At 72.7% G+C, this 22,805-nt stretch carries 21 protein-coding genes; 8 read left to right on the top strand and 13 right to left on the bottom strand.

The window, feature by feature from the left end; all coding sequences use genetic code 11:
• Nucleotides 1-18 precede the first annotated feature (18 nt).
• A complete protein-coding gene (locus ACGFMP_RS19770; protein WP_073501933.1) occupies nucleotides 19-378 on the bottom strand; it encodes an NADH-quinone oxidoreductase subunit A in 360 nt (119 codons plus the stop codon).
• Between the two features lie 569 nt (nucleotides 379-947).
• On the opposite strand from ACGFMP_RS19770, the gene ACGFMP_RS19765 reads away from it, so the two are divergent.
• Complete coding sequence (locus tag ACGFMP_RS19765; RefSeq protein WP_393673905.1) at nucleotides 948-1,832, top strand: C40 family peptidase; 885 nt, start codon at nucleotides 948-950, stop codon at nucleotides 1,830-1,832.
• A gap of 73 nt (nucleotides 1,833-1,905) precedes the next feature.
• On the opposite strand, the gene ACGFMP_RS19760 is transcribed toward ACGFMP_RS19765, so the two are convergent.
• A complete protein-coding gene (locus ACGFMP_RS19760) occupies nucleotides 1,906-2,373 on the bottom strand; it encodes a pyridoxamine 5'-phosphate oxidase family protein (protein ID WP_393673903.1) in 468 nt (155 codons plus the stop codon).
• On the opposite strand from ACGFMP_RS19760, the gene ACGFMP_RS19755 reads away from it, so the two are divergent.
• Nucleotides 2,372-2,656: a VOC family protein gene (locus ACGFMP_RS19755; RefSeq protein ID WP_393673901.1), complete on the top strand. Its 285-nt coding sequence runs from the start codon at nucleotides 2,372-2,374 to the stop codon at nucleotides 2,654-2,656. The genes ACGFMP_RS19760 and ACGFMP_RS19755 overlap by 2 nt on opposite strands.
• A gap of 3 nt (nucleotides 2,657-2,659) precedes the next feature.
• Here the strand turns inward: ACGFMP_RS19755 and ACGFMP_RS19750 are convergent, their stop codons facing one another.
• Nucleotides 2,660-4,723 (bottom strand): alpha-L-fucosidase, encoded by a 2,064-nt coding sequence (locus ACGFMP_RS19750; protein WP_393673899.1) that lies wholly within the window; start codon nucleotides 4,721-4,723, stop codon nucleotides 2,660-2,662.
• Between the two features lie 346 nt (nucleotides 4,724-5,069).
• Here ACGFMP_RS19750 and hemC point away from each other — a divergent pair, with 346 nt between their 5' ends.
• Together hemC and ACGFMP_RS19740 are read left to right on the top strand one after the other, a co-directional pair.
• Nucleotides 5,070-6,041, top strand: a complete 972-nt coding sequence (gene hemC, locus ACGFMP_RS19745; RefSeq protein WP_393673897.1) for a hydroxymethylbilane synthase — start codon at nucleotides 5,070-5,072, stop codon at nucleotides 6,039-6,041.
• 292 nt (nucleotides 6,042-6,333) lie between these two features.
• Nucleotides 6,334-8,241 carry a serine/threonine-protein kinase gene (locus ACGFMP_RS19740; RefSeq protein ID WP_393673895.1) on the top strand — a complete coding sequence of 636 codons (1,908 nt, stop codon included), beginning with the start codon at nucleotides 6,334-6,336 and terminating at the stop codon, nucleotides 8,239-8,241.
• Between the two features lie 106 nt (nucleotides 8,242-8,347).
• Here the strand turns inward: ACGFMP_RS19740 and ACGFMP_RS19735 are convergent, their stop codons facing one another.
• The 5 genes from ACGFMP_RS19735 to ACGFMP_RS19715 all read right to left on the bottom strand — a co-directional run bounded on the left by ACGFMP_RS19735 (nucleotide 8,348) and on the right by ACGFMP_RS19715 (nucleotide 14,476).
• Nucleotides 8,348-9,634 (bottom strand): geranylgeranyl reductase family protein, encoded by a 1,287-nt coding sequence (locus ACGFMP_RS19735; protein ID WP_393673894.1) that lies wholly within the window; start codon nucleotides 9,632-9,634, stop codon nucleotides 8,348-8,350.
• Nucleotides 9,635-9,769: 135 nt separating this feature from the next.
• The gene (locus ACGFMP_RS19730) at nucleotides 9,770-11,473 is read right to left on the bottom strand and encodes a zinc ribbon domain-containing protein (RefSeq protein ID WP_393673892.1); all 1,704 of its coding nucleotides are present in this window, start codon (nucleotides 11,471-11,473) and stop codon (nucleotides 9,770-9,772) included.
• Nucleotides 11,474-11,579: 106 nt separating this feature from the next.
• The gene (locus tag ACGFMP_RS19725; RefSeq protein WP_393673890.1) at nucleotides 11,580-12,287 is read right to left on the bottom strand and encodes a demethylmenaquinone methyltransferase; all 708 of its coding nucleotides are present in this window, start codon (nucleotides 12,285-12,287) and stop codon (nucleotides 11,580-11,582) included.
• A gap of 66 nt (nucleotides 12,288-12,353) precedes the next feature.
• Nucleotides 12,354-13,544: a cyclic dehypoxanthinyl futalosine synthase gene (gene mqnC, locus ACGFMP_RS19720; RefSeq protein WP_393673888.1), complete on the bottom strand. Its 1,191-nt coding sequence runs from the start codon at nucleotides 13,542-13,544 to the stop codon at nucleotides 12,354-12,356.
• Between the two features lie 71 nt (nucleotides 13,545-13,615).
• On the bottom strand, nucleotides 13,616-14,476 hold the full coding sequence (locus ACGFMP_RS19715) for a menaquinone biosynthetic enzyme MqnA/MqnD family protein (RefSeq protein WP_393673886.1): 861 nt from the start codon (nucleotides 14,474-14,476) through the stop codon (nucleotides 13,616-13,618).
• A 267-nt stretch (nucleotides 14,477-14,743) separates the two neighbouring features.
• On the opposite strand from ACGFMP_RS19715, the gene ACGFMP_RS19710 reads away from it, so the two are divergent.
• Nucleotides 14,744-14,947, top strand: coding sequence for a cold-shock protein (locus ACGFMP_RS19710; protein ID WP_033177709.1), 204 nt, complete (start codon nucleotides 14,744-14,746; stop codon nucleotides 14,945-14,947).
• Between the two features lie 88 nt (nucleotides 14,948-15,035).
• Here the strand turns inward: ACGFMP_RS19710 and ACGFMP_RS19705 are convergent, their stop codons facing one another.
• The gene (locus ACGFMP_RS19705; protein ID WP_393673884.1) at nucleotides 15,036-16,925 is read right to left on the bottom strand and encodes an AMP-dependent synthetase/ligase; all 1,890 of its coding nucleotides are present in this window, start codon (nucleotides 16,923-16,925) and stop codon (nucleotides 15,036-15,038) included.
• A 370-nt stretch (nucleotides 16,926-17,295) separates the two neighbouring features.
• Nucleotides 17,296-18,594, bottom strand: a complete 1,299-nt coding sequence (locus ACGFMP_RS19700; RefSeq protein ID WP_393673882.1) for an acetyl-CoA C-acetyltransferase — start codon at nucleotides 18,592-18,594, stop codon at nucleotides 17,296-17,298.
• A gap of 82 nt (nucleotides 18,595-18,676) precedes the next feature.
• On the opposite strand from ACGFMP_RS19700, the gene ACGFMP_RS19695 reads away from it, so the two are divergent.
• Both ACGFMP_RS19695 and ACGFMP_RS19690 read left to right on the top strand, forming a co-directional pair.
• Nucleotides 18,677-19,927 (top strand): 3-oxoacyl-ACP reductase, encoded by a 1,251-nt coding sequence (locus ACGFMP_RS19695; RefSeq protein ID WP_393673880.1) that lies wholly within the window; start codon nucleotides 18,677-18,679, stop codon nucleotides 19,925-19,927.
• Nucleotide 19,928: 1 nt separating this feature from the next.
• Entirely contained in the window at nucleotides 19,929-20,771 is an 843-nt protein-coding gene (locus ACGFMP_RS19690) for a MaoC family dehydratase (RefSeq protein WP_393673878.1), read from the top strand.
• Here ACGFMP_RS19690 and ACGFMP_RS19685 read toward each other — a convergent pair.
• Complete coding sequence (locus ACGFMP_RS19685) at nucleotides 20,752-21,204, bottom strand: MarR family winged helix-turn-helix transcriptional regulator (RefSeq protein ID WP_393673876.1); 453 nt, start codon at nucleotides 21,202-21,204, stop codon at nucleotides 20,752-20,754. The genes ACGFMP_RS19690 and ACGFMP_RS19685 overlap by 20 nt on opposite strands.
• Nucleotides 21,205-21,253: 49 nt before the next feature.
• Here ACGFMP_RS19685 and ACGFMP_RS19680 point away from each other — a divergent pair, with 49 nt between their 5' ends.
• Nucleotides 21,254-21,838 (top strand): TIGR03086 family metal-binding protein, encoded by a 585-nt coding sequence (locus ACGFMP_RS19680; RefSeq protein WP_393673874.1) that lies wholly within the window; start codon nucleotides 21,254-21,256, stop codon nucleotides 21,836-21,838.
• A gap of 24 nt (nucleotides 21,839-21,862) precedes the next feature.
• Here ACGFMP_RS19680 and ACGFMP_RS19675 read toward each other — a convergent pair whose 3' ends face one another.
• Nucleotides 21,863-22,483: a TetR/AcrR family transcriptional regulator gene (locus tag ACGFMP_RS19675; protein ID WP_393673872.1), complete on the bottom strand. Its 621-nt coding sequence runs from the start codon at nucleotides 22,481-22,483 to the stop codon at nucleotides 21,863-21,865.
• Nucleotides 22,483-22,785, bottom strand: coding sequence for a DUF4229 domain-containing protein (locus ACGFMP_RS19670; RefSeq protein WP_393673870.1), 303 nt, complete (start codon nucleotides 22,783-22,785; stop codon nucleotides 22,483-22,485). The genes ACGFMP_RS19675 and ACGFMP_RS19670 overlap by 1 nt, the downstream gene beginning before the upstream one ends.
• Between the last annotated feature and the right edge of the window lie 20 nt (nucleotides 22,786-22,805).

The raw sequence follows: 22,805 nt of genomic DNA, 5'->3' as shown, positions 1-22,805 counted from the left end.
CCCTGGTCCCCTCGGTCCCTAGTCCCATTCCAGGCCGCCGCGCCGCCATACGTACGCGTAGGCGACGAAGACGGTGAGCACGAAGAGGAGCATCTCCACGAGCCCGAACATCCCCAGGCGGTCGAAGGTGACGGCCCAGGGGTAGAGGAAGACGATCTCGATGTCGAAGACGATGAAGAGCATCGCCGTCAGGTAGTACTTGATCGGGAAGCGTCCGCCGCCGACCGGCTGCGGTGTCGGCTCGATGCCGCACTCATACGCTTCCAACTTGGCCCGGTTGTACCGTTTCGGCCCGATGATCGAGGCCATGAAAACGGAGAAGATCGCGAAGCCGGCCGCGATGCCCCCCAAGACGAAAATGGGCGCGTAGGCGTTCACCGTCCCCCGCTCCTTCCAGTCGGCAGTGACTGACATGTACGGACCGTGACCTGTGGTGTGGTCCGCATCACCTTCCGCCTGAAGATCGCGTCCATGTGAGGCAGTTCACAAGCCCAAGTCGCCTGCATCCTATGCCTCCCGGTCTGTGATCTGCGACACGGGGTGCGGGCAGAGCTTTGTGATCTCCACCACCTGACCAATGATCATGAAGTCGGATGAGCGGTGATCATGGGCCACATCACCCGCAAACGATCACTTCACATCACATCCATGTTAATTCTCGCTGGTCAGAGGCGTGCGCTCATTATCAAGCGACGGCGGCGGGGGGCAAATTGGTGTTGGACGTGGCCTCGTGATAGCGACCGGCCGGTCCGTCAACAGGCCCTCGGAGCCGAGGAATCAGACGCGTGAATGTGTGCACGAGCACATACGCGACCGGCCGTAGGAAACTGCATCAAACCGCCCGATCCGCAAGATCATGAAACGGGCATTTGAGCCGTGAACACGTCAACTGTGGCGCATCACACCTTTGTTGAACGGAACCTTTCATTCCTGATAGCCAGAGACGCATGCCCCAGAACAGACTCCGGACCCCCGAGTCCGCTTCGCAGATCCATACCGGCCGCCGGCGGCATGCCGCACCGTCCCGTCCCAACTGGACGCGCCGGGCCGGAATCGTCGGCGGTGTCGTCAGCGCGATCGCTCTCAGCGGTGCAGCCGCTCCGGCCATAGCCGACAACCACTCCTCGAAGTCGCGGGACGGCGACCGCGTCTCCGCCCGCTCCCTCGCCGCGTCGGCGGCGACCCCGCAGTCGGCCGCCGTCACCAGCGACCAGGCCGCCGATGCGATCGCGCAGGACGCGATCGAGATATCGATGGCCTCGGCTCGCCAGCAGGCCGCGGACCAGGCCGTGTCGGAGGCCGAGGCCGCCACCGCGTCCGCCGCGGCGAAGCACAAGGCCGCCGTCGCCGCGAAGGCCGCGAAGGCGCGCGCCACCGCAAGTGCCATGGCCGCCTCCCGTTCCGCGAAGCGCGCCACGCTCACGGTGACGCCCGCGTCCTCCACCACCGCGTCCGCGCCGGCCGCCGCTCCCTCCGGCACGAAGGTCGACAAGCTGATCGCCTTCCTCAAGGCGCAGATCGGCAAGCCGTACGTCTACGGCGCCACCGGCCCCGACTCGTACGACTGCTCAGGCCTGACCCAGGTCGCCTACGCCACGGTCGGCATCAACCTCCCGCGCACCTCCCAGGAGCAGTCGACGGCCGGCACCCCGGTCTCGCTCGGCAGCCTCCAGGCGGGCGACCTGGTCTTCTGGGGCGGCGAGGGCAGCGCGTACCACGTGGGCGTCTACATCGGCGGCGGCCAGTACCTCGACGCGGCCAACCCCTCCTCGCCAGTGGGCATCAAGCCGATGACCTACTCCGAGCCCGACTGGGCGGTCCGGGTCCTCTGACCCCCCTCGCCGCTGCGGTCCCCCGCCTGCGTCCCCGGTCCGGTCCTGCCGGACCGGGGACGCAGGGCACGGCTCAGACCAGCCAGCGGCCGTCCTTCATCAGCAGCCGCCCCTTGAGTTCAGGGACGGTGCCCCAGGCCCGCAACCGGTCAAGGGCGACGCGGTAGAAGTCGTAGCGGTCCTCCTCCTTGCGCGGATCCCAGCCGTCCTTGGCCGCGAAGGCGTCGCCGACACCGCCCGGCACCTCGTCCGCGGTGAACGCGGTGGCGGAGCCCTCGATGTGCACCACGTCCCGGGTGGTGCCCAGGCACAGCCGCACCGCGCCGGACGCCGCCAGGTTCGCGCCGGTCGGGTTGGCCGGACAGGTGGACAGCCAGACCGCCTCGCCGTCCCACAGGTACGTCAGCGGCATCATGGTCGGCACGCCCGCCGCGTCGGCGGTGGCCGCCCACAGGTCGAGCTCGGTCTCCAGCAGTCGCAGGGCGTTGCGCTTGCGCTCCTCGCGGCTGCGCGGCCCCGCGGGCCGATCGTTCTCCGTCATGCCGGCCCACGCTACGGTCCGGCCGCGGCGGCCCGCATCGGCCGTGAGGCCTAGGACCGGCGCGCGTCGGAGACTACGGTGCCGGAATGGCCGCACGTATCGACCTCACCTTCGACGCCGTCCACGCCCCGACGAGCGCTGGCGGCGGATCGAGGCGGAGGCCGCCCGCCTCGAGGCGGCGGGCGGCCGCGTCATCGCCCGCTTCGACGGCCACCACGTGATGATGGCCGACCCCGAGGGCAATGAGTTCTGCGTGGGGGCGGGGCCGGCCGCCGCCGGGTGAGGCTCAGCCGGCCGGCTGAAGGGTCCACAGCAGGTTGGGGCTGTCCTGCCACGTCCACTGCTTGCACACGGAGCCCGAGGCGACCGCGCCGCCGCCGTCGAGGACGAGCCCGGTGGCGCGGTTGGCGATCGAATACCGGCCCGAGCCCCGGTCGGTGAGCAGCCACTGCTGGCTGGTCGCGCCGGTCCACGCGGACTGCCGGGCCGGGTCGCCCGCGGTGGTGGTGCCCCAGCCGTCGGCGACCATGCCGTTGGTGCGGTTGACCAGCCGGTGGTGGCCGGTGCCCAGGTCGACCAGCTGCCACTGGAGGTTGGTGCTGTCGACGGGCGTCCACTGCTTGAGATTGGAGCCGGCAGCGACATTTCCGCCGCTGTCCAGGGCCAGGCTGTCCGTGACGTTGACCAGGCGGAAGTAGGCGGCCGGGTCGAACGCCACCTTCAGCGACACGATCGCGTCGTTGTTCCCGGTCTGCCGCAGGTCGGGGGCGTCGGCGGTGAACGTCCACGCCGTGCCGGTGAAGTTGTCGCCCGAGTAGCCCGTGAGCCGGAAGCCGGCGGGGACCCGGAGCGAGGAGATGAGGGAAGGCCCCACGCCCGCCGCCGTCAGCTGGGCGGCGGTGTAGCCGCCCAGCGGCAGGACCGCGTGGCCGCCGGTGTAGCCGGTGTCCTGGAAGACGGTGGTGCCGGAGGCGGTGCCCGAGGCGGCGGGTATCCCGGTGACGGCGACGCAGACCACGGAGTCGCTGGCGTTGGGCGCGGTCGTCGGGACGGTGACCTCGATCTGCCCGCCGGAGAGGGTGAACGGCAGCGAGGCCGAGGGGTTGTTCATCAGGTGGACGCGGCTGATGGCGTTGGTGAGCGCCGGGATCTGCAGCCGTCCGCCGGACGGCCAGCTGAAGACGTGCGCGAAGAGCATGCCGTCCTTCTTGGTGGCCCTGCCCCATGAGGGGTCGGCTGCGTACGGGCTCGCGGTGGTGCCGTGGACGCTGTCGCCGTAGGTCGACATCCAGGAGGCGAGGCCCTGCAGGACCGTCACGGAGCCGGGGGTGACGGTGCCGTCGCCCTTGGGGCCGATGTTGAGCAGGTAGTTGCCGTCCCGGGAGACGACGGTGACCAGTTCGCGGACGATGTCGGTGACGGACCGGTAGGAGTTCTCCGAGCCGGCGTTGTAGCCCCAGGCGCCGTTCATGGTGGCGCAGGTCTCCCATGGCCGGGCCAGCGGCGCCGCGGGCACGGTCTGCTCGGGGCACATGAAGTCGCCCAGGCCCAGGTTGCGCTTGACCCGCTCGTTGACGACGAGGCCGGGTTTGCGGGCGATCAGCCAGTTGTAGAGGTCGCGGCCGTCGGCCTGGAGCCACCAGTCGTTCAGGGTGGGGCCGGCGGGTTCGCCGAACCAGTCCCCGTCGAACCACAGGACCGCGGGGTCGTAGCGGTCGAGCAGTTCCTGCAACTGGGCCTTCATGTCGGCGATGTAGCCGGTGCGTGCGGCCTGCGAGGCCATCGTGGTGAGGCCCCCGCGGTCGGTCTGCGACGGGTGGTTCCAGTCCAGGATGGAGTAGTAGAGCCCGAATCTGACGCCCCGCGCCTCGCACTCGGTCTTCAGCGACGCCAGCAGGTCGCCCTGGTAGGCGGTGAAGTCGTGCAGGTTGTACGCCTTGGTGCCGGTGGTGTCGGTGAAGCCGGGGACGTCGGAGTTCCACATCGCGAAGCCCTCGTGGTGCTTGGCGGTGATCACGAGGTATTTCATGCCCGCGTTCGCGGCAAGGGTGGCGATGGTGGCGGCGTTGAACGACGTGGGATTGAAGTGTGCGGAGACCTGGCTCTGGTAGTTCGCCTTGGTCCAGTTCTCGTTGGTGAACGCCCACTCGCCGTGGCCGAGGTAGGAGTAGGACCCGAAGTGGATGAACATGCCGAAGCGGGCCTGATACCACCAGTCCATCTTCGAGGGCACGGTGTACGCCTGGGCGGACGAGGACAGCAGCATCTGCGGCAACCCGAAGGCCACGGTGCCGCCGGCCAATGCGGCGGCTTTGATGAGGGACCGTCTGCTGAGGGGAGCAGAGGACACGGGGCGACTCCTGCGGTGGGGGGCGAAGTGGCGGGAGCGTGCGGGACCCGGTGAGCGCCTCGGACGCGCTGCGGCCCGGAGTCAACTGTCAAGCGAGTACATCGGATGAATGTATAGAGGAGGGCGGGAAGCGTGTCCAGGGGTGCGACAGAAGACCGGGGTAATCGCCTCACCCATGACTGCATGCGTGATCATCACCCCCGGTAGAGATCGGGTCTCTGACGGACGATGAGGCCGCCCGGGTGACGGCTCGGCCCGGCCGGTAGCCGACCCGCTGTCTGTATGAGCACGCCTTGCCCCGCCGTAGCCTGAATGACAACCAGCACGACCGGGAGAGTTGGTCACCGTGGTTCAGTACTTCGTCGGCTCGCGCGCGAGCAATCTCGCGAAAGCCCAGGTGCGGGAATACCTGCGCCCGCTCCGTGAACGCTTTCCTGACGCCACCTTCACGCACCGCGTGATTCTGGAAGGGGGCGACAGGGACCGCGAATCGCTCGCGTCGGACGTTTCCGCGGTCAGCGGCGGATCGGCATTCAGCACGCAGCAGGAAGCCGCGCTTTCCCGCGGCGATGTCGATGTGATCGTCCATTCCCTGAAAGACCTTCCGACGTCGAATCCGAGCGGTCTCGCCCTGCTGCCCCCGCCGGGACGCGAGGACGTGCGCGACGCGTTGTGCGGCTCGACTCTCGCCGGACTGCGCAAAGGCGCACGGGTCGGCACGGGGGCGCCGCGCCGGATTGCGCAACTGCTCGCGGTACGCCCCGACCTCGAACTCGTCCCGATCCGGGGGAATGTCCCCCCGCGTCTGAAGAAGATCGAGTCGGAAGGGCTCGACGCGGTGGTGCTCGCCGCCGCGGGGCTGCACCGGCTCGGGATGGACGACGCGATCGGCGAACTGCTCCCGCTGGACCGCTTCCCGCCGAGCCCCGGTCAGGGCGCACTGGGGATCCAGGTCAGGACGGACGAGGCCTCGGGTCCGCTGCGCGCGATCCTCGCCACCGCCGGCGACCTCCGCGTCGACGCGGCGGTCAGGGCCGAGCGGTCCCTGCTGGCCGAACTGCACGGCGGCTGCAGCGTGCCCGTCGGTGCGTACGCGCATGTCCTGCCCGACGGGGAACTCGAACTGTCGGGACAGGTCAGTTCGCTGGACGGCGCGACGCAGATCTCCGGAAAGGTCACCGGCCCGTCCGCAGAGCCGGACAAGCTCGGTGCGGCGCTGGCCGCACAGCTCATCGACCAAGGCGCGCACGCGATCCTCGACGCGGTCCGCAGCACCCTCGCGGCTCCGGGCACCGGCCGCGCTCCCGGACGGGCGTGACGGCGGGTGCTCCCCTTCCCACGCCGCGTGGACCGGTCTGCCGCAGACGGCCGGAGACGGCTTGACGGCTGATCGGCTGGGGAACTGACGTACGACGAAAGGCCGTCGGCGGCCGTCAGCGTCACCGCTGAGTGCCCGTCAGGGCACAACTGGGAGACAGCGGCCGGGATCATGCCCTCCTGCCGGTAGTCTCCATGCCGCCAGCGCAACGACGGGGACGAGGCGGTCAGGGATGAGTGGGGCGGGGTCCGACGAGGTCTTTCAGCCGCTTGATGCGGACGATCCGGCGTCGGTGGGGACGTATCGGCTGGCGGCGAAGCTCGGGGCAGGCGGGATGGGGAAGGTCTACCTGTCCCACACCCCGGCCGGGCGCCCCGTCGCCATCAAGGTGATCAGGCCCGAGTTCGCAGAGGACGCCGAATTCCGCCGCCGCTTCAAGCAGGAGGTGCACGCCGCGCAGCGGGTGCAGGGCCTCTACACCGCGCCGGTCATCGACAGCGACGCCGACGGGACGCGGCCGTGGCTGGCCACCGCCTTCGTGCCAGGACCGACCCTGTCGTCCGCGGTCGGCAGCCACGGGCCGCTGCCGGTGCCGACCGTGCTGCTGCTCGTCGCCGGGATCGCCGAAGCGCTGGAGGCCGTGCACGGAGCGGGCCTGGTGCACCGCGACCTCAAGCCGTCCAACGTGCTGCTCGCCTCCGACGGCCCCCGGGTCATCGACTTCGGTATCGCCCGCGCCGCCGACGCCACCGCCCTGACCGGCAGCGGCGTCACCATCGGCACGCCCGCCTTCATGTCGCCCGAGCAGGCGGCGGGGCGGGAGATCACGCCCGCCACCGACGTCTTCGCCCTCGGCCAGGTCGCCGCCTACGCGGCGCTCGGATCGCCCGCGTACGGGGAGGGCCCCTCGCACGCGGTGCTCTACCGGATCGTCCACGAGGAGCCCGACCTCGCCACGCTGCCCGAAGAACTGCGCCCGCTGGTCAGCCGCTGCCTCGCCAAGGAGCCGGCCGAGCGGCCGTCGCTCGCCGAGGTCGTCAGGATGTGCCAGACGGCCTCGCAGCAGACGGAGTTGCGCCGGCCGGAGCAGTGGCTGCCGGGCGCGCTGGCCGCGGAGATCCCCGCCAGGCACGTCGCCCCCGGCTCGCCGCCCGGGACGCCGCCGCCTCCGGTGACCCGGCCTGACGTGGCACCCCCTTCCCACGCGCCGACCCAGCCGGCACCCCGGTCCCCGGCAGCCGCCGCGCCGTCGGCTCCCCCGGTGCACCCGCCGACGCAGCCCTCGGCCCAGCCGCCGGTCCAGCCCGTCCAGCCGGTCCAGCCGCCGTACGCGGCACCGCCCGTCCAGCAGCCGCCCGTACCGCAGCCGCAGGCCCAGCAGCCGCAGGCGCAGCACGAGGCGTACGGCTACCCGCAGGCCCAGCAGCAGCCCGCGGCCGCACCGCAGCCGCCCGCCCCGCACCAGGCCTACGGCTACCCGCAGGCCCAGCAACAGGCCGCCCAGCACCAGGCCTACGGCTACCCGCCGCAGCACCCGCACCCCGGGTCGCACCCCATGGCCATGCCGCCGTCGGGGCCGCAGCAGCCGCGCCGGCGAAAGCGCACCGTCGTACTGGCCACGGCGGCCGCGCTGCTGGTGATCGCGGGCGCGGTGGGCGCCACGCTCGCACTGACGCACCACGGAAGCGACGACCCGGTCGCGGACCCCACGTCCGGCAGGCCCTCGACGGCGGCACCGGTCGACACCACGGGCGGCGACGACTCCGCCCCGACGACACCGGCCCCGACGACCGACGCGCCGCCGCCCTCGCCCGAGTCGCACCCGGGGATCCAGCTCGCCACCGGCTACCACCTGGTGCTCGCCGACCCCGACCTCAAGCCGGTCGAGGGACTCGACGAGGACATGCACTACTACTGCGGCTCGGAGAGCGACTGCCACTTCTCCACCGACTCCAACAAGTTCGTGCTGCTCGACCCGGGTGAGGAGGGCTCCCTCGACACCTGTCTGAAGGACACCCGCTACACCCGGGAGATCGAGGTGGCGCGCCTGTCGACCGGTTCCCAGTTCTGCGCCAGCACCGACAGCACCATCGCCCTGATCACCTTCCAGCACGCCTCGAAGAGCACAGAGGCCAGCACCTACGCCGTCATCGACGTCACGGTCTGGCGCAACGCGATCCCGCCCAGCGACGACGAGTGACCTGCCTCGTGGCCCGCCGGCTCGGCGGGCCACCGGTACGGGTCATGCGCAAGGGCCGGCAGCGCACCGCGCTGCCGGCCCTGTGCGCTGCGGCCCCCGGGGCGGGTCAGGCGCGCGGGGCGATCCTCGTCAGGCCGTTGATCACGCGGTCCATCGCGTCGCCGCCGGTCGGGTCGGTGAGGTTGGCCAGCAGCTTGAGCGCGAAGCGCATCAGCATCGGGTGGGTCAGGCCGCGCTCGGTGCACAGCTGGAGCACCTTGGGGTTGCCGATCAGCTTCACGAAGGCGCGGCCGAGCGTGTAGTAGCCGCCGTAGGTGTCCTTGAGGACCTTCGGGTAGCGCTGGAGGGCGAGTTCGCGCTGTGCGGGGGTGGCGCGGGCGTGGGCCTGGACGATGACGTCCGCCGCCAGCTGGCCGGATTCCATCGCGTAGGCGATGCCTTCACCGTTGAAGGGGTTGACCAGGCCGCCCGCGTCGCCGACCAGCAACAGGCCGCGGGTGTAGTGGGGCTGGCGGTTGAAGGCCATCGGGAGGGCGGCGCCGCGGATGGGCTGGGTCATGTTCTCCGGCGTGTAGCCCCAGTCCTCCGGCATGCCGGCGACCCAGGCCTTGAGGACCTCGCGCCAGTCCAGCTCGCGGAAGGCCGCGGAGGAGTTGAGGATGCCGAGGCCCACGTTGGAGGTGCCGTCCCCGAGGCCGAAGATCCAGCCGTAGCCGGGCAGTTGGCGCGGCTGGTCGCCGCGCCGGTCCCACAGCTCGAGCCAGGACTCCAGGTAGTCGTCGTCGTGCCGCGGCGAGGTGAAGTACGTGCGCACCGCGACGCCCATCGGGCGGTCCTCGCGCCGGTGCAGGCCCATCGCCAGTGACAGCCGGGTGGAGTTGCCGTCGGCGGCGACGACCAGCGGGGCGCTGAAGACCACAGGGGTCTTCTCCTCGCCGAGCTTGGCCTGCACGCCGGTGATGCGGCCGGTCCGCTCGTCGGTGATCGGGGCCCCGACGTTGCACCGCTCGTAGAGCCGCGCGCCCGCCTTGACGGCCTGCTGGGCGAGGAGGTCGTCGAAGTCCTCGCGCTTGCGGACCAGTCCGTAGTCGGGGTACGAGGCCAGGTCGGGCCAGTCCATCTCCAGCCGCAGGCCGCCGCTGATGATGCGCAGGCCCTTGTTGCGGAGCCAGCCCGCCTCCTCGGAGATGTCGATGCCCATCGACACCAGCTGCTTGGTCGCCCGGGGCGTCAGCCCGTCGCCGCACACCTTCTCCCGCGGGAAGGCGGTCTTCTCCAGCAGCAGGACGTCGAGCCCTGCCTTCGCCAGGTAGTACGCGGTCGTCGAACCGGCGGGTCCCGCGCCGACGACGATGACGTCGGCGGTGCGCTCGGACAGGGCGGTGTCGGGCACGGTGGCACTCCCGTTGTGCGGCGAGGACGGCTATGCGCCCGGGCCGGGGCCCGGGCTGCCCCCGAGTCTAAGAGCAGCCGCCGCCTCCCGGCTCGGGTGGGGCGGTCCGCGCGTCCCGCGCGCTGGGCTCCGCCGTCACTGGTGGCGGCCGCCGCCCTCGTCGCCGCGGGTCCTGTCGTCCTTGCTCAGCCGGTCGGGTTGGACGATCCCGAGGTCGTGGACCTCGGGTTGCTGCTGCGGGGGGACGTAAGGGGCGGCGTGCGGCGGGGCGTAGGGGGAAGCGGGCCCGTACGGGGAGGCGCCCGCGGAATAGACCGGCGGCGGCGCGGAGATGCCCAGGGTGCGGCGGACCCAGGGGGCCACCAGGACGCCGCCGACGGACCACAGCAGGGCGAACATCAGCGCCTCGGGGACGTCGGAGCCCATCGTGGAGTGCGAGGGGGAAAGGACGCCGCCGACACCGCCGAGCGCACTGGCGCCGCCGCTGCTCAGGCCGCCGATCGCGACCAGCGCGGTGAACATGGCGGTGAAGACCCCGGCCACCGCGAACTGCTCCGCCCTGTCGCGGGAGCGGGCCGCCGCCAGCAGGCCGATGACCAGCGCGCACAGCGCACCGCCGATGACGGCGAGCACGGTCGACCAGCCGTTCCAGAAGTGGCTCAGCTGGGACAGGCCGAAGGAGTAGTGCTCGGCGTCGTAGCCGCTCCTTGAGGTCTCGCGCACCTTGAAGGGCGCGCCCCAGCCCAGTGCGAGGCCGGACAGGCCGAGGTTGGGCAGCACGGTGGCGAGGACGACCAGGCCGTCCCCCTCGATGTGGTCGTAGTTGCCGACGGCGACCACGAAGACGACGACGGTCGCGAAGAGGACGGTGGCCAGCAGGGCGATCCCCGCGGTGCCCGCCACCCGCCACACGACGCCGAACCGCGCGCGCAGCGCGGGGCCGTCGAGCACGACGAGTGCCGTCACCAGGCTGAGCAGGAAGGACCACAGCAGTACCCGGAAGGGGCCGCTGTGCAGGGTGACACCCTCCAGGCTCGGCTGGGCGATGAAGCTCAGCACGGTCGCCACCGCGGCACTGGCCAGCGCGACCCTGACCGCCGCCGCCGGCCCCGCGTGCCGCCGGCGCATCGACCGCAGCACCAGGACCAGGGCGAGCAGCCACAGCAGGGTGAAGGTCAGCGGGACCACGGAGAGCGAGGCCGACCCGGCGGGGGTGGTGTCGCAACCGGAGTCGTAGCCCGAGCCGAAGTCCGAGTCACCGCCGGAGTCGTAGTCGGTTCCGTAGTCCAGGCCGTCGGACTCGTCGTCGCAGCCGGAGCCGCCGTACATCCTGTCCAGGTCGGGGGCGTGCAGGGTCAGGTGCCCGCCGAGGCCCTGCACGGCCAGTGCCAGGGCGATCCGGCTGCGCTTGAACCAGCCGACCGCCGACCCCCGCAGGGCGTGCTGCGACCAGGCGCCGAGGCCGCCCGCGGCCACCAGCAGCACGATGGCGGGCACGATCGCGGCCAGCAGGGCGCCGTCCCAGCGGCCGGAGAAGACCCGGCGCACGAACAGGGCGGCGGGCGAGGGGGGTTGCGGCCCGGCCGGCGGCGGGGCCGCCTGCGTCGCCGGATACGCCGGTCCCGCGCCCGGATACGCACCGGTCGGCGTGTGCGCCGGTGGTGGCGGTGGTGGCACCGGGGCGCCGAAGGCGGGCGTCGGCGGCGCGGCGGGCGGTGCGGAAGGGGGCGCGGCAGGCGGTGCGGCGGGGGGTGCCGCCGGCAGCTCGCGGCCGCACTTCATGCAGAAGCGGGCGGTGCTGTCGGAGACCGGGTTCCCGCACGCGGGGCAGTACGTCATGGGCCACTCCGGGAGTCGGGGGGAACGGGCCTCCCCAGCAAGTCACCGCAGCCTAGGGGGCACTCCCCGCCGTGCGCACCGGAATACGGCACTCCCCTCGACCGGTTCAGCGGCCGGCGGCGTCGGCCTTCCTGGCCCGGTGCAGCGCCACGACGCCGCCGGTGAGGTTCCGCCAGGCCACCTCGGACCAGCCCGCGCCCTGCATGCGGCCGGCGAGCGCCCGCTGGTCGGGCCACTCGCGGATGGACTCGGCGAGATAGACGTACGCGTCCGGGTTGCTGCTCACCGACCTGGCGACCGGCGGCAGCGCCCGCATCAGGTACTCCGTGTAGACGGTGCGGAAGGGGCGGTAGGTGGGGTGGCTGAACTCGCAGATCACCAGCCGACCGCCGGGCCTGACGACGCGTCGCATCTCGCGCAGGGCCGCGTCGGTGTCGTGCACGTTGCGCAGCGCGAAGGAGATGGTGACGGCGTCGAAGACACCGTCGGCGAACGGCAGCCGGGTCGCGTCCCCCGCGGTCAGCGGCAGTTCCGGATGCCGCTTCTTGCCCTCGCGGAGCATCCCGAGCGAGAAGTCGCAGGGCACGACGTGGGCGCCGGCCGCGGCCAGCGGCAGCGAGGACGTGGCGGTCCCCGCGCCCAGGTCGAGCACCCGTTCCCCGGGCGCCACGTCCAGGGCCTGCGCGACGGCCCGCCGCCACAGCCGGGTCTGCCCGAGCGACAGCACGTCGTTGGTCAGGTCGTACTTGGCGGCGACGTCGTCGAACATCGCCGCCACCGCCTGCGGCTGCTTCTCCAGGGATGCACGGGTCACTCCCCCACCTTATGCGCCCCCGCCGCCGGGCCGCCGCCCGGGCGGCGGCCCGCCTCTCGTGGCCGGCTAGTGGTCGGCGAGGAGGGTGAGTTCGGGGTGGGCGGTGCCGCCGGGGATGGCGGTGCTGGAGAGGTGGGAGACGACGTGGTCGTTGACCGGGTCGTTCGCCGGGTCGTCGTGGACGACCAGGTGCTCGTAGGTCGTGGCGCGCTGCGCCGGCACCCGCCCTGCCGCGCGGATCAGATGGATGAGCTCCATCCGGTTGGAGCGGTGCTTCGCGCCGGCCGAGGAGACCACGTTCTCCTCCAGCATCACCGAGCCGAGGTCGTCCGCCCCGTAGTGCAGCGACAGCTGGCCCACCTCCTTGCCGGTGGTGAGCCAGGAGCCCTGGATGTGGGCGACGTTGTCGAGGAACAGCCGCGCGATGGCGATCATCCGCAGGTACTCGAAGAGCGTGGCCTGCGTCTGGCCCTTGAGGTGGTTGTTCTCCGGCTGGTAGGTGTACGGGATGAAGGCCCGGAAGCCGCCGCTGCGGTCCTGGACGTCGCGGATCATCCGCAGGTGCTCGATGCGCTCGGCGTTGGTCTCGCCGGTGCCCATCAGCATCGTGGAGGTCGACTCGACGCCCAGCCGGTGCGCGGTCTCCATGATCTCCAGCCAGCGCTCGCCGGACTCCTTGAGCGGGGCGATGGCCTTGCGGGGCCGCTCCGGGAGGAGTTCCGCGCCGGCGCCGGCGAAGGAGTCGAGGCCGGCCGCGTGGATACGGCTGATGGCCTCCTCCGCGCTGACCCCGGAGATCCGGGACATGTGCTCGATCTCGGACGCGCCGAGGGAGTGGATCACCAGCTGCGGGTATGCGGCCTTGATCGCGGCGAAGTGCTCCTCGTAGTACTCGACGCCGTAGTCCGGGTGGTGGCCGCCCTGGAACATGATCTGCGTGCCGCCCAGTTCGACGGTCTCGGCGCACCGGCGCAGGATGTCGTCGAGGCCGCGGCTCCAGCCCTTGTCCGTGTCCTTCGGCGCCGCGTAGAAGGCGCAGAACCTGCACGCGGTGACGCACACGTTCGTGTAGTTGATGTTCCGCTCGATGATGTACGTCGCGATGTGCTCGGTCCCGGCGTACCTGCGGCGGCGTACCGCGTCGGCGGCGGCGCCCAGCGCGTGCAGCGGGGCGTCGCGGTAGAGGACCAGCGCCTCTTCCGGGGTGATACGGCCGCCGTCGGCGGCGCGTTCGAGGACGGCTGCGATCTCGCTCACCAGGGAGGTCCCTTCCGGAGGGGCATGACGGGCATGACGACGGACCAGGCCAGCGTACGCCGACCGGGCGGTCAGCTCGGGGGGAGGAGGGTCACCCGGGCCTCGGGCGGGAAGCCGACGCGGCGGGCGAATTCGGCCAGGCCTGCCAGCTGCTCGGGGCCGAGGGAGAAGTCCAGGGTGGTGAAGTAGCGGCGCAGCAGGTCGGCGTCGAAGGCCTCCCAGTGGGCCGCCTGCTCCGCGACCTTCTCGACCTCGTCGAGCGACAGGTCGCGGGAGGCGAGGAAGGCCCGGTGCACGTCGTGCACGGCCTCGGGGTGCGCGGCGAGGTAGTCCCGCCGGACCGCCCAGATGGCGAAGACGAAGGGGAGGCCGGTCCAGTCCTTCCACATCTGCCCGAGGTCGTGCACCTCCAGGCCGAGCCGGGGCGCGTCGTGCAGGGACGCGCGCAGGGCGGCGTCGCCGATGAGGACGGCGGCCTGCGCCTCCTGCATCATCAGCGCGAGGTCCGGCGGGCAGCGGTAGTAGTCGGGCGTGACGCCGTAACACTCCGTGAGCAGGAGTTCGGCGAGGCGTACGGACGTACGGCTGGTGGAGCCCAGTGCGACACGCTGGCCGTCGAGCCGGTCGAGCGGCACCTGGCTGACGATGACGCAGGACATGACAGGGCCGTCGCAGCCGACGGCGATGTCGGGGAGCGCGACCAGTTCGTCGGCGTGCCGCAGGTACTCCATGAGGGTGACGGGGCCGATGTCCAGGTCACCGTCTATCAACTGCCGGCTCAGCTTCTCCGGCGTGTCCTTGGAGAGCTGGACGTCGAGCAGCGCGCCGGTTCTGGCCAGGCCCCAGTAGAGCGGGACGCAGTTGAGGAACTGGATGTGCCCGACCCGTGGGCGGGTAGGGCCGCTGACGTCGGTACGCACTGAAGTGTCCACCTGGTGGACGCTACTCCTGGTGTCCGCGGGACACGCGCACGGCCCCCCGAGGGGCCGTTTCCGGGGCTTCCGCGCGACCCGTAAAAACGGATCTTGAGACCCTTCCCCGGCCGAGACCCACCGTGCTACTCTCCTCGCAAGTTGCAGTTTGGTTTCCCTTGCAGTACAGAGCCTGCGGAGCATGTAACCCGCAGGCTTTTGTAGTTTTCAGACTTCGCAGTTGCAGGTTCTGGAGCAGGGCAACCCTTTGGGCCCAAGGAGGGCTTTATGGCTACCGGAACCGTGAAGTGGTTCAACGCTGAAAAGGGCTTCGGCTTCATCGCCCAGGACGGCGGCGGCCCGGATGTCTTCGTCCACTACTCCGCGATCAACGCCTCCGGCTTCCGCTCCCTCGAGGAGAACCAGCCGGTGACCTTCGACGTCACCCAGGGCCCGAAGGGTCCGCAGGCGGAGAACGTCACCCCGAACTAGTCCTCCCACTAGTCCGGCCAGACGGCGCATCGCGCCCAGGACCTGCAGTACCAAGGGGCCGCCTCACTTCTGCGAGGCGGCCCCTGCCTCATGCCCTGCGGCGGTAGAGCTCCTCGATGTCGGCCGCGAAATCCTTGGCCACCGCCGCCCGCCGCAGCTTCATCGACGGGGTCAGATGGCCGCCGTCCTCGGTGAAGTCCGCGGCCAGCACCCGGAATCTGCGGATCGACTCGGCCTGCGACACCGAGGCGTTGGCGTCGTCCACCGCCTTCTGCAGCTCGGCCAGCAGCTCCTCGTCCGCGGCCAGCTCCGCGGGCCGCAGCCCCTCCTTGTGCCGCATCCGCTGCCAGTGCGACAGGCCGTCCGCCTCCAGCGTGATCAGGGCCGTCACATACGGGCGGTTGTCGCCGACCACCATGCACTGGCCGACCAGCGGATGGGCCCGCAGCCGGTCCTCCAGCGGGGCCGGGGCGACGTTCTTGCCGCCCGCGGTGATGATGATCTCCTTCTTGCGGCCGGTGATGGCCAGATAGCCGTCCGCGTCCAGCTCCCCGACGTCGCCGGTCGCATACCAGCCGTCGACGTGCGGGAAGGGGCCCTCGTCGTTCCAGTACCCGGCGAAGATCTGCCCGCCGCGCAGCAGCACCTCGCCGTCCCCTGCGATCCGCACGGCGGTGCCGGGCAGCGGCCAGCCGACCGTGCCGAGCCGCGGGCTCAGCGGCGGCGTCACGGTGGCGGCCGCGGTGGTCTCGGTGAGGCCGTAGCCCTCGAAGACCAGCACCCCCGCGCCCGCGTAGAAGGCGGCCAGCCGGGTGCCCAGGGGTGAGCCGCCGCAGATCGCGTACCGCACCCTGCCGCCGAGCGCGGCCCTGATCCGCCGGTAGACCAGCGGGTCGTAGAGCGCCCTCGCCAGCCGCAGGCCGAGGCCCGGGCCCGGCCCGGTGCCGTTCTGCCGGGCGACGGCCGCCGTGCCGTACGCCCGCGCCACCCGGGCGGCACGGTCGAAGGACGCGGCCCTGCCCATCTTCTCCGCGGTGGCCCTGCCGGTGTTGTAGACCTTCTCCAGGACGTAGGGGATCGCCAGCAGGAAGGTCGGCCGGAAGCCCGCGAGGTCGGCCAGCAGGTCGTCGGTGGCGATGCTGGGCGCGTGCCCGAGCCGGACGCGGGCCCGCAGGCAGCCGACCGCGACCATCCGCCCGAAGACGTGCGAGAGCGGCAGGAAGAGCAGCGTCGAGGCCGGCTCGGTGCTCACCGACCTGAACACCGGGTGCAGCAGCTCGATGGCGTTGTCGACCTCGGCGAAGAAGTTGCCGTGCGTGAGGATGCAGCCCTTGGGGCGTCCCGTGGTGCCCGAGGTGTAGATCAGTGTCGCCACCGTGTCCGGGTTCATCGCCTGGCGGCGGGCGGTGACCAGCGCGTCGGGCAGCGTACGGCCGTCCGCCGCCAGCTGGTCGACGGCGCCGGTGTCGATCTGCCACAGCTCCCGCAGCGCCGGCAGGGCCGCCCTGGCCGCGCTGATCATCCGGGCCTGCGCCACGTTCTCGACGACGCAGGCGGCGGCACCGGAGTCGGCGAGGATCCACTCGCACTGGGAGGCGGAGGAGGTGGGGTAGATCGGTACGGTGACCAGGCCCGCCGCCCAGCCGGCGAAGTCCAGCAGCGTCCAGGCGTAGGACGTCCTGGCCATCACCGCGAGCCGGTCACCCGGGCGCAGGCCGGCCGCGATGAGGCCCTTGGCGACCGCCAGCACCTCCAGCCTGAAGGCGGCTGCGGTGACATCCCGCCACCGGCCGTCCGCGGACTTGCGGCTGAGCACCACGTCGTCGGGTGCCTCGTCGGCGTTCGTGAACGGGATGTCGGCCAGGCTGCCCCGCTTCGGCGGTTCCACCAGCGGCGGCACCGCCGCCTGCACCACCCTGCCGCCCTCGGCGGTGGTCTGCGGTTTCCCCCCGCCCTCCGGTGACTGACGTATCGCCATACGGCGCCTCCTCCAACTCTCGACTCTTCCCCGCCTCCGGGGCTTCTCCTGCGCTCAGCGCCCCCACCGGTAAGGGGGTCCCCGCCAGGGGCGCGTGGGGGCACCCCGGGCGAGCCCTGGGGGGGAACGGCGCGAGCAACCCCCACCGGCCCGGTGGTCCGGAAACGACAGCACCATCCCCCACCGGCCGGTGGCCCCCGCCCCTCCGGCCCCCACCGGTAAGGGGGTCCCCGCCAGGGGCGCGTGGGCGCACCCCGGGCGAGCCCTGGGGGGACGGCGCGAGCAACCCCCACCGGCCCGGTGGTCCGGAAACGACAGCACCATCCCCCCACCGGCCGGTGGGCCCCCGACCCCAAGCGGCAGCGCCTGTTCAAGGCCGTTCCAGAACGGCCACCACCCCCTGGCCGCCCGCAGCGCAGATGGAGATCAGCCCGCGCCCCGGCCGCCCCCGGGAAGCGAGCAGATGACCCAACGTGCCCACGATCCTGGCCCCGGTCGCCGCGAAGGGGTGCCCGGTGGCGAGGGAGGAGCCGGCGACGTTGAGGCGGTCCCGGTCGACGGGGCCGAGCGGGGCGTCGAGGCCGAGGCGTTCCGCGCAGTACGCCTTGTCCTCCCACGCGGCCAGCGTGGCCAGCACCTGCGAGGCGAACGCTTCGTGCACCTCGTAGAAGTCGAAGTCGCCGAGCCCGAGCCCGGCCCGGGCGAGCATCCGCGGCACGGCGTAGGCGGGCGCCATCAGCAGCCCCTCGTCGCCTGACGCGTAGTCCACGGCCGCGGTCTCGTAGGCCGTCAGGAAGGCCAGCGGTTCGAGGCCGTGCGCGGCGGCCCACTCCTCGCTGCCGAGCAGGACGACGGCGGCCCCGTCGGTGAGCGGCGTGGAGTTGCCCGCCGTCATGGTGCCTTCGGGTCCGCCGTAGACCGGCCGCAGCCGGGAGAGTTTCTCGACGGTCGAGTCGGGCCGCAGGTTCTGGTCGCGGGTCAGCCCGCGGTAGGGCGTGATCAGCGGCTCGAAGAAGCCCCGCTCGTAGGCGGCGGCGAGCCGCTGGTGGCTGGCGGCGGCAAGCGCGTCCTGGTCCTGGCGGGTGATGCCCCAGCGTGCCGCGGTCAGCGCGGCGTGCTCGCCCATCGAGAGGCCGGTGCGGGGTTCGGCGTTGCGCGGGACGTCGGGCACGAGGTGCCGCGGCCGCAGCCCGGCCAGTGCGCGGGCGCGCCCGCCCAGGGACTTCGCCCGCCGGGCGGCGAGCAGCGTGCGGCGCAGTTCGTCGTTGACGCCGAGCGGCGCGTCGCTCGTGGTGTCGGCGCCGCCCGCGATGCCGGAGTCGATGACGCCGAGCGCGATCTTGGCGGCGACCGCGAAGACCGACTGCAGCCCGGTGGCGCAGGCCTGCTGGAGGTCGTAGGCGGGGGTCGACGGGTCGAGGACGGAGCCGAGCACGGTCTCCCGGGCGAGGTTGAAGTCCCGGCTGTGCTTGAGCACCGCGCCGGCGGCGAACTCGCCGACTTTCCCGGCGCCTTCGCCGCCGCGGCCGGCGAGTCCTGTGCGCTCGGCGAGGCCGTCGAGCGCGGCGGTGAGCATGTCCTGGTTGGACGCGGTGGCGTAGGGGCCGTCTGAACGCGCGAAGGGGATGCGGTTGCCGGCGATGACGGCGACCCGGCGGACGGTCTGCATGCGGTCTCCCGAACTTCCGATCTGCGTGACTCACCAGTAGCCTTACCGCCGGTAAACTTACTCCAGAGTAAGGAGAAGGCCAATGGCCGACCGCTATCTCCGCCTGACCGGCACGGCCCCCGGCCGCTTCGTCGCCCGACGCCTCGGCCTTCCGCAGCCCGCCGCCCTGCGCCGCTGGTCGCCGCGGACGCCCGATCTGCCGGGACCCGTACTGCGGTTGGCCGCGGGCGACACCCCGCCGTCCGGCAGCGGTCCGTACGGAGCCGTCGTGCTGGACGCCACCGCGGTCGCGGACCCGGCCGGCCTGCGGGGGGTGCACGGCGCGCTGCACCCGCTGGCCCGCTCCCTCGCCCCCTGCGGCCGGATCGTCGTGCTCGGCGCCAGGCCGCAGGACGGGGACCTCGGGCACGCCGCCGCCCAGCAGGCGCTGGAGGGCTTCGTACGCTCGCTGGGCAAGGAGATCGGCCGGGGCTGCACCGTCCAGCTGCTGCGGCTCGCCCCAGGCGCCGCCGCGGACTCCACCCTGGACTTCCTGCTGTCACCCAGGTCCGCCTACGTCAGCGGCCAGGTCATCGAGATCGGCCCGGCGCCGCAACCGCCCGCGGCCGAGGGGAGGACGGCGCTGGTCACCGGTGCCGCCCGCGGGATAGGCGCGGCGGTGGCGGAGACCCTGGCCCGCGGCGGCGCCCACGTCGTCTGCCTGGACGTGCCGCAGGCGGGGGACGCGCTCGCCGAGGTCGCGGCGCGCGTCACCGGCACCGCGCTGGCCCTGGACATCACCGCTCCGGACGCGGGCGGGCGCATCGCCGCCGCACTGCCCGGCGGCCTGGACGTGCTGGTCCACAACGCGGGCATCACCCGGGACCGCAGGCTCGCCAACATGCCGGCCGACCGCTGGGAGACCGTCATCGACGTCAACCTGGGCAGCGTCCTGCGCACCACCGCCCACCTGCTGGCGGCGGGCACGCTCAACGAGCACGCCAGGATCGTCGGCACCGCCTCCATCGCCGGGATCGCGGGCAACACCGGGCAGACCAACTACGCGGCCTCCAAGGCCGGGATCATCGGCTGCGTCCGCGCGCTGGCCGCCGACCCGGCGGTCCGCGGGCGCGGCATCACCGCCAACGCGGTCGCCCCCGGCTTCATCGAGACCGCGATGACCGCGGCCGTCCCGCTGGTCATCCGCGAGGCGGGCCGCCGGATGAACTCGCTCGGGCAGGGCGGCCTGCCGGTCGACGTCGCCGAGACCGTCGCCTGGCTGTCGGACGCGGCCTCCGGCGGGGTCAACGGGCAGGTCGTACGGGTCTGCGGCCAGTCCCTGCTGGGCGCCTGACGTGGCGCCGCTGCTGCTGACGCTGGGCCGGGGCGTGCTCACCGGCCTGGGCAAGCGCCCCTCCCCCGGCGCCGACCTGCCGCGGGCCCGGCTGACCAGGACGGCGGTGCGGGTCGAGCCCGCGCGGGTCGCGGCGTACGCCCGCGTGTGCGGCTTCGCCCCGGGCGGCCGGGAACTCCCGCTCACCTACCCGCACATCCTCGGCTTCCCGCTGGCCGCCCGCCTGATGGCCGCCCGCGCCTTCCCGCTGCCGCTGCTCGGCCTGGTCCACACCTCCGTGGCCATCCGCGGCCGCGGACCGCTCGGCGCCGCGGACCGGCCGGACCTGTCGGTGTACGCGGCCGGGCTGCGGCCGCACCGGCGGGGTACCGAGGTCACGGTGGTGACCGAGGCACGGGTGGACGGCGAACTGCTCTGGGAGGACCACAGCACCTATCTGGCCAGGCACCGGGTCCCCGACGCCGGCGGGCGGCGGTCGCCGGACCCGGCAGGGCGGGGGCCTGACGCGGCCCCGGGCGGCGGCGACCTGCCGCTGGTGGCGCGCTGGGAGCTGGCGGCCGGGCTCGGCCGGCGGCACGCCCGGGTCAGCGGGGACTACAACCCCATCCACCTCCACCCGCTCACGGCGCGCCCGCTGGGCTTCCCCCGGGCCATCGTGCACGGCATGTGGACGGTCGCCCGGTGCGCGGCAGAGCACCCGGGAGCGACGGGTGTCACGGCGGACTTCCGGCAGCCGATCCTGCTGCCGTCGACCGTCGGCTACGCCGCCGCCGGCGACCGCTTCGAGGTCCGCTCCGGCGGGCGGGTGCACGTCACCGGCACGGTCACGGCTCCGGGTCGCTGATCTCCGCTGCGGGCAGCGCGGCCAGGACCCGGAGCGCGTCGAGCAGGCCCGCGCGCTGGCCCTGCGACAGGTGCCGGGCCAGCAGCCGCTCCTCGCGCCGCTGGATCGCGCCCTGCGCGGCGTCCCGTACCCGGCGGCCCTCGGGTGTCAGCGCCAGCAGCCGCACCCGGCGGTCCGCCGGGTCGGGGGTGCGGCTGATCAGGCCGCGCTCGTCGAGGTCGGCGAGCACCTCGATGATCCGGGTCTTGTCCGCGCCGATCGCCTCGGCGAGCGCCGCCTGGCTGCGCAGCGGTGCCGCGTCGAGCCGCAGCAGTACGGAGTACGCCCACATGGTCAGGCCGTGCTCGCGCAGCACCGGGAGTTCGGCGGCGGTCAGGGCGCGGCCGAGGGGGACGATCATGGCCGCGAGGTCCCTGCGGGGCGGGGCGGGCATAGCGAAGCACTCCCTTGACAGATGATGTGCACTAGCACACGATAAGCAGATGCCTACCGAATGGGACCGGGTCCGCGCACTCGACGCACGTGCCGTACGGCTGAGCACCGGGCTCGTCCGGCATTCGACGGTAGCCGATCTGGGGCGCCCGACCCCCTGCGCCGGCTGGGACCTGGTGGACCTTCTCGCACACATGACCGCACAGCACCGCGGCTTCGCCGCCGCCGCGCGCGGGCAGGGCGGGGACCTCGCGGTCTGGGCCGCCACCCCGTCCGCCGACCCGGTCGCCGATCACGAGGCCGCCGCCGACGACGTACTCGCCGCCTTCGCGGCCGTGCCGGACGGGGACCGGTCCTTCGCACTGCCGGAATTCGGCACCGGCAGCGGCTTCCCCGCCGCCCGCGCGGTCGGCTTCCACTTCCTCGACTACGTCGTCCACGGCTGGGACGTCGCCGCCGCGCTCGGCGTCCCCTATACGGCGGACCCCGATCTGCTGGAGGCCGCGCTCCCGGTGGCGCTGGCGGTACCGGCCGCCTCCACCGCCTTCGCCACCGCGCTCCCGGCCCCCGAGCACGCCGGCCCGCTGGCCCGGATCCTCACCCGGCTCGGCCGCACCCCGCGCGCGCAGGACTGAGAGGTCAGGCCTGGCGGGACGTCCTCAGGAGAGACCGGGCCGGTCCTGAGGGGGGATGAGGTCGGACAGCCCGGACCAGGCGAAGTTCATCAGCGTGGTGGCGAGGTCCCGGCCCGACCCGGCGGGGGAAGGGGACGACACGGCCCATCCGGCCAGCGACTCGGCTGCGCCGACCAGGGCGTGGGCGTAACCCAGCACGTCCTGCGAGCCGCAGGCCGCCGCGATCAGCGCGGCGACGAAGTCGACGATCTCGGCCCGCAGCACGGCGACCTCCGCCGCGAACGGCTCGCCCACCGTGCGGGCCTGGCTGTAGAGGATCGTCCAGCCGTCGGGGTGGGCCGCGGTGTGCTCGAAGAAGCCGAGCAGCCCGCTCCACAACTGCCCTTCCGGCGGCGCCCCGACCTCGACGGCGTCGCGCACGGCCGCGGTCAGGGACTCGGCCTCACGCCGGATGCACGCGCTGAAAAGCTCGTCCTTGGAGTTGAGGTAGAGGTAGACCAGGGGCTTGCTGACCCCGGCCGCCTCGGCGATCTCGTCCATGGAGGCGGCCCGGTAGCCGCGCCGGGCGAAGGTGGCCACCGCGGCGTCGAGCATCTGCCGCTCGCGCTCTGCCCGCGGCACCCGCCTGCTGCCGGCAGCGGGCATCAGGCGGTACGCGGCGCGCTGTCCCTCGCGGCGTCGTCGGCCGCGTCCTCCTGCTGGGCGTTGGCGGCCAGGTTGAGGCGGGTGCGCTCGACCTTCTGCGACACCGCGAGCGCGGCCTGCTCGCGCACCCCGCGCAGCAGCACCCAGCTCAGCGGGGCGGAGACGACGAGGGCCAGGAGTGCGACCCACAGGTAGTTCGAGTCACCGAGCCCGGCCGGCAGGATGTGCAGCCGCACCAGGCCCCAGATGACACCGAAGCTGGCGACGATGAGGCCGAAGCGCAGGGCGGTGTATCGGAGCATGCTCCCAGTGAAGCACGGCC

This window comes from Streptomyces sp. NPDC049040 (assembly GCF_043197715.1).
GTDB lineage: Bacteria > Actinomycetota > Actinomycetes > Streptomycetales > Streptomycetaceae > Actinacidiphila.
The sequence above is the reverse complement of the archived record's forward strand: the minus strand, read 5'-3'. Positions and strand labels throughout refer to the sequence as shown.

Excerpts from the sequence above, each read along its gene's own strand:
- ACGFMP_RS19680 (WP_393673874.1), top strand. The coding sequence starts at position 21,254 with ATGCCTACCGAATGGGACCGGGTCCGCGCACTCGACGCACGTGCCGTA.
- ACGFMP_RS19700 (WP_393673882.1), bottom strand. The coding sequence starts at position 18,594 with ATGCAGACCGTCCGCCGGGTCGCCGTCATCGCCGGCAACCGCATCCCC.
- ACGFMP_RS19705 (WP_393673884.1), bottom strand. The coding sequence starts at position 16,925 with ATGGCGATACGTCAGTCACCGGAGGGCGGGGGGAAACCGCAGACCACC.
- ACGFMP_RS19710 (WP_033177709.1), top strand. The coding sequence starts at position 14,744 with ATGGCTACCGGAACCGTGAAGTGGTTCAACGCTGAAAAGGGCTTCGGC.
- ACGFMP_RS19730 (WP_393673892.1), bottom strand. The coding sequence starts at position 11,473 with ATGACGTACTGCCCCGCGTGCGGGAACCCGGTCTCCGACAGCACCGCC.
- ACGFMP_RS19695 (WP_393673880.1), top strand. The coding sequence starts at position 18,677 with ATGGCCGACCGCTATCTCCGCCTGACCGGCACGGCCCCCGGCCGCTTC.
- ACGFMP_RS19765 (WP_393673905.1), top strand. The coding sequence starts at position 948 with ATGCCCCAGAACAGACTCCGGACCCCCGAGTCCGCTTCGCAGATCCAT.
- ACGFMP_RS19760 (WP_393673903.1), bottom strand. The coding sequence starts at position 2,373 with ATGACGGAGAACGATCGGCCCGCGGGGCCGCGCAGCCGCGAGGAGCGC.
- ACGFMP_RS19675 (WP_393673872.1), bottom strand. The coding sequence starts at position 22,483 with ATGCCCGCTGCCGGCAGCAGGCGGGTGCCGCGGGCAGAGCGCGAGCGG.
- ACGFMP_RS19670 (WP_393673870.1), bottom strand. The coding sequence starts at position 22,785 with ATGCTCCGATACACCGCCCTGCGCTTCGGCCTCATCGTCGCCAGCTTC.
- ACGFMP_RS19685 (WP_393673876.1), bottom strand. The coding sequence starts at position 21,204 with ATGCCCGCCCCGCCCCGCAGGGACCTCGCGGCCATGATCGTCCCCCTC.
- ACGFMP_RS19755 (WP_393673901.1), top strand. The coding sequence starts at position 2,372 with ATGCCGGCCCACGCTACGGTCCGGCCGCGGCGGCCCGCATCGGCCGTG.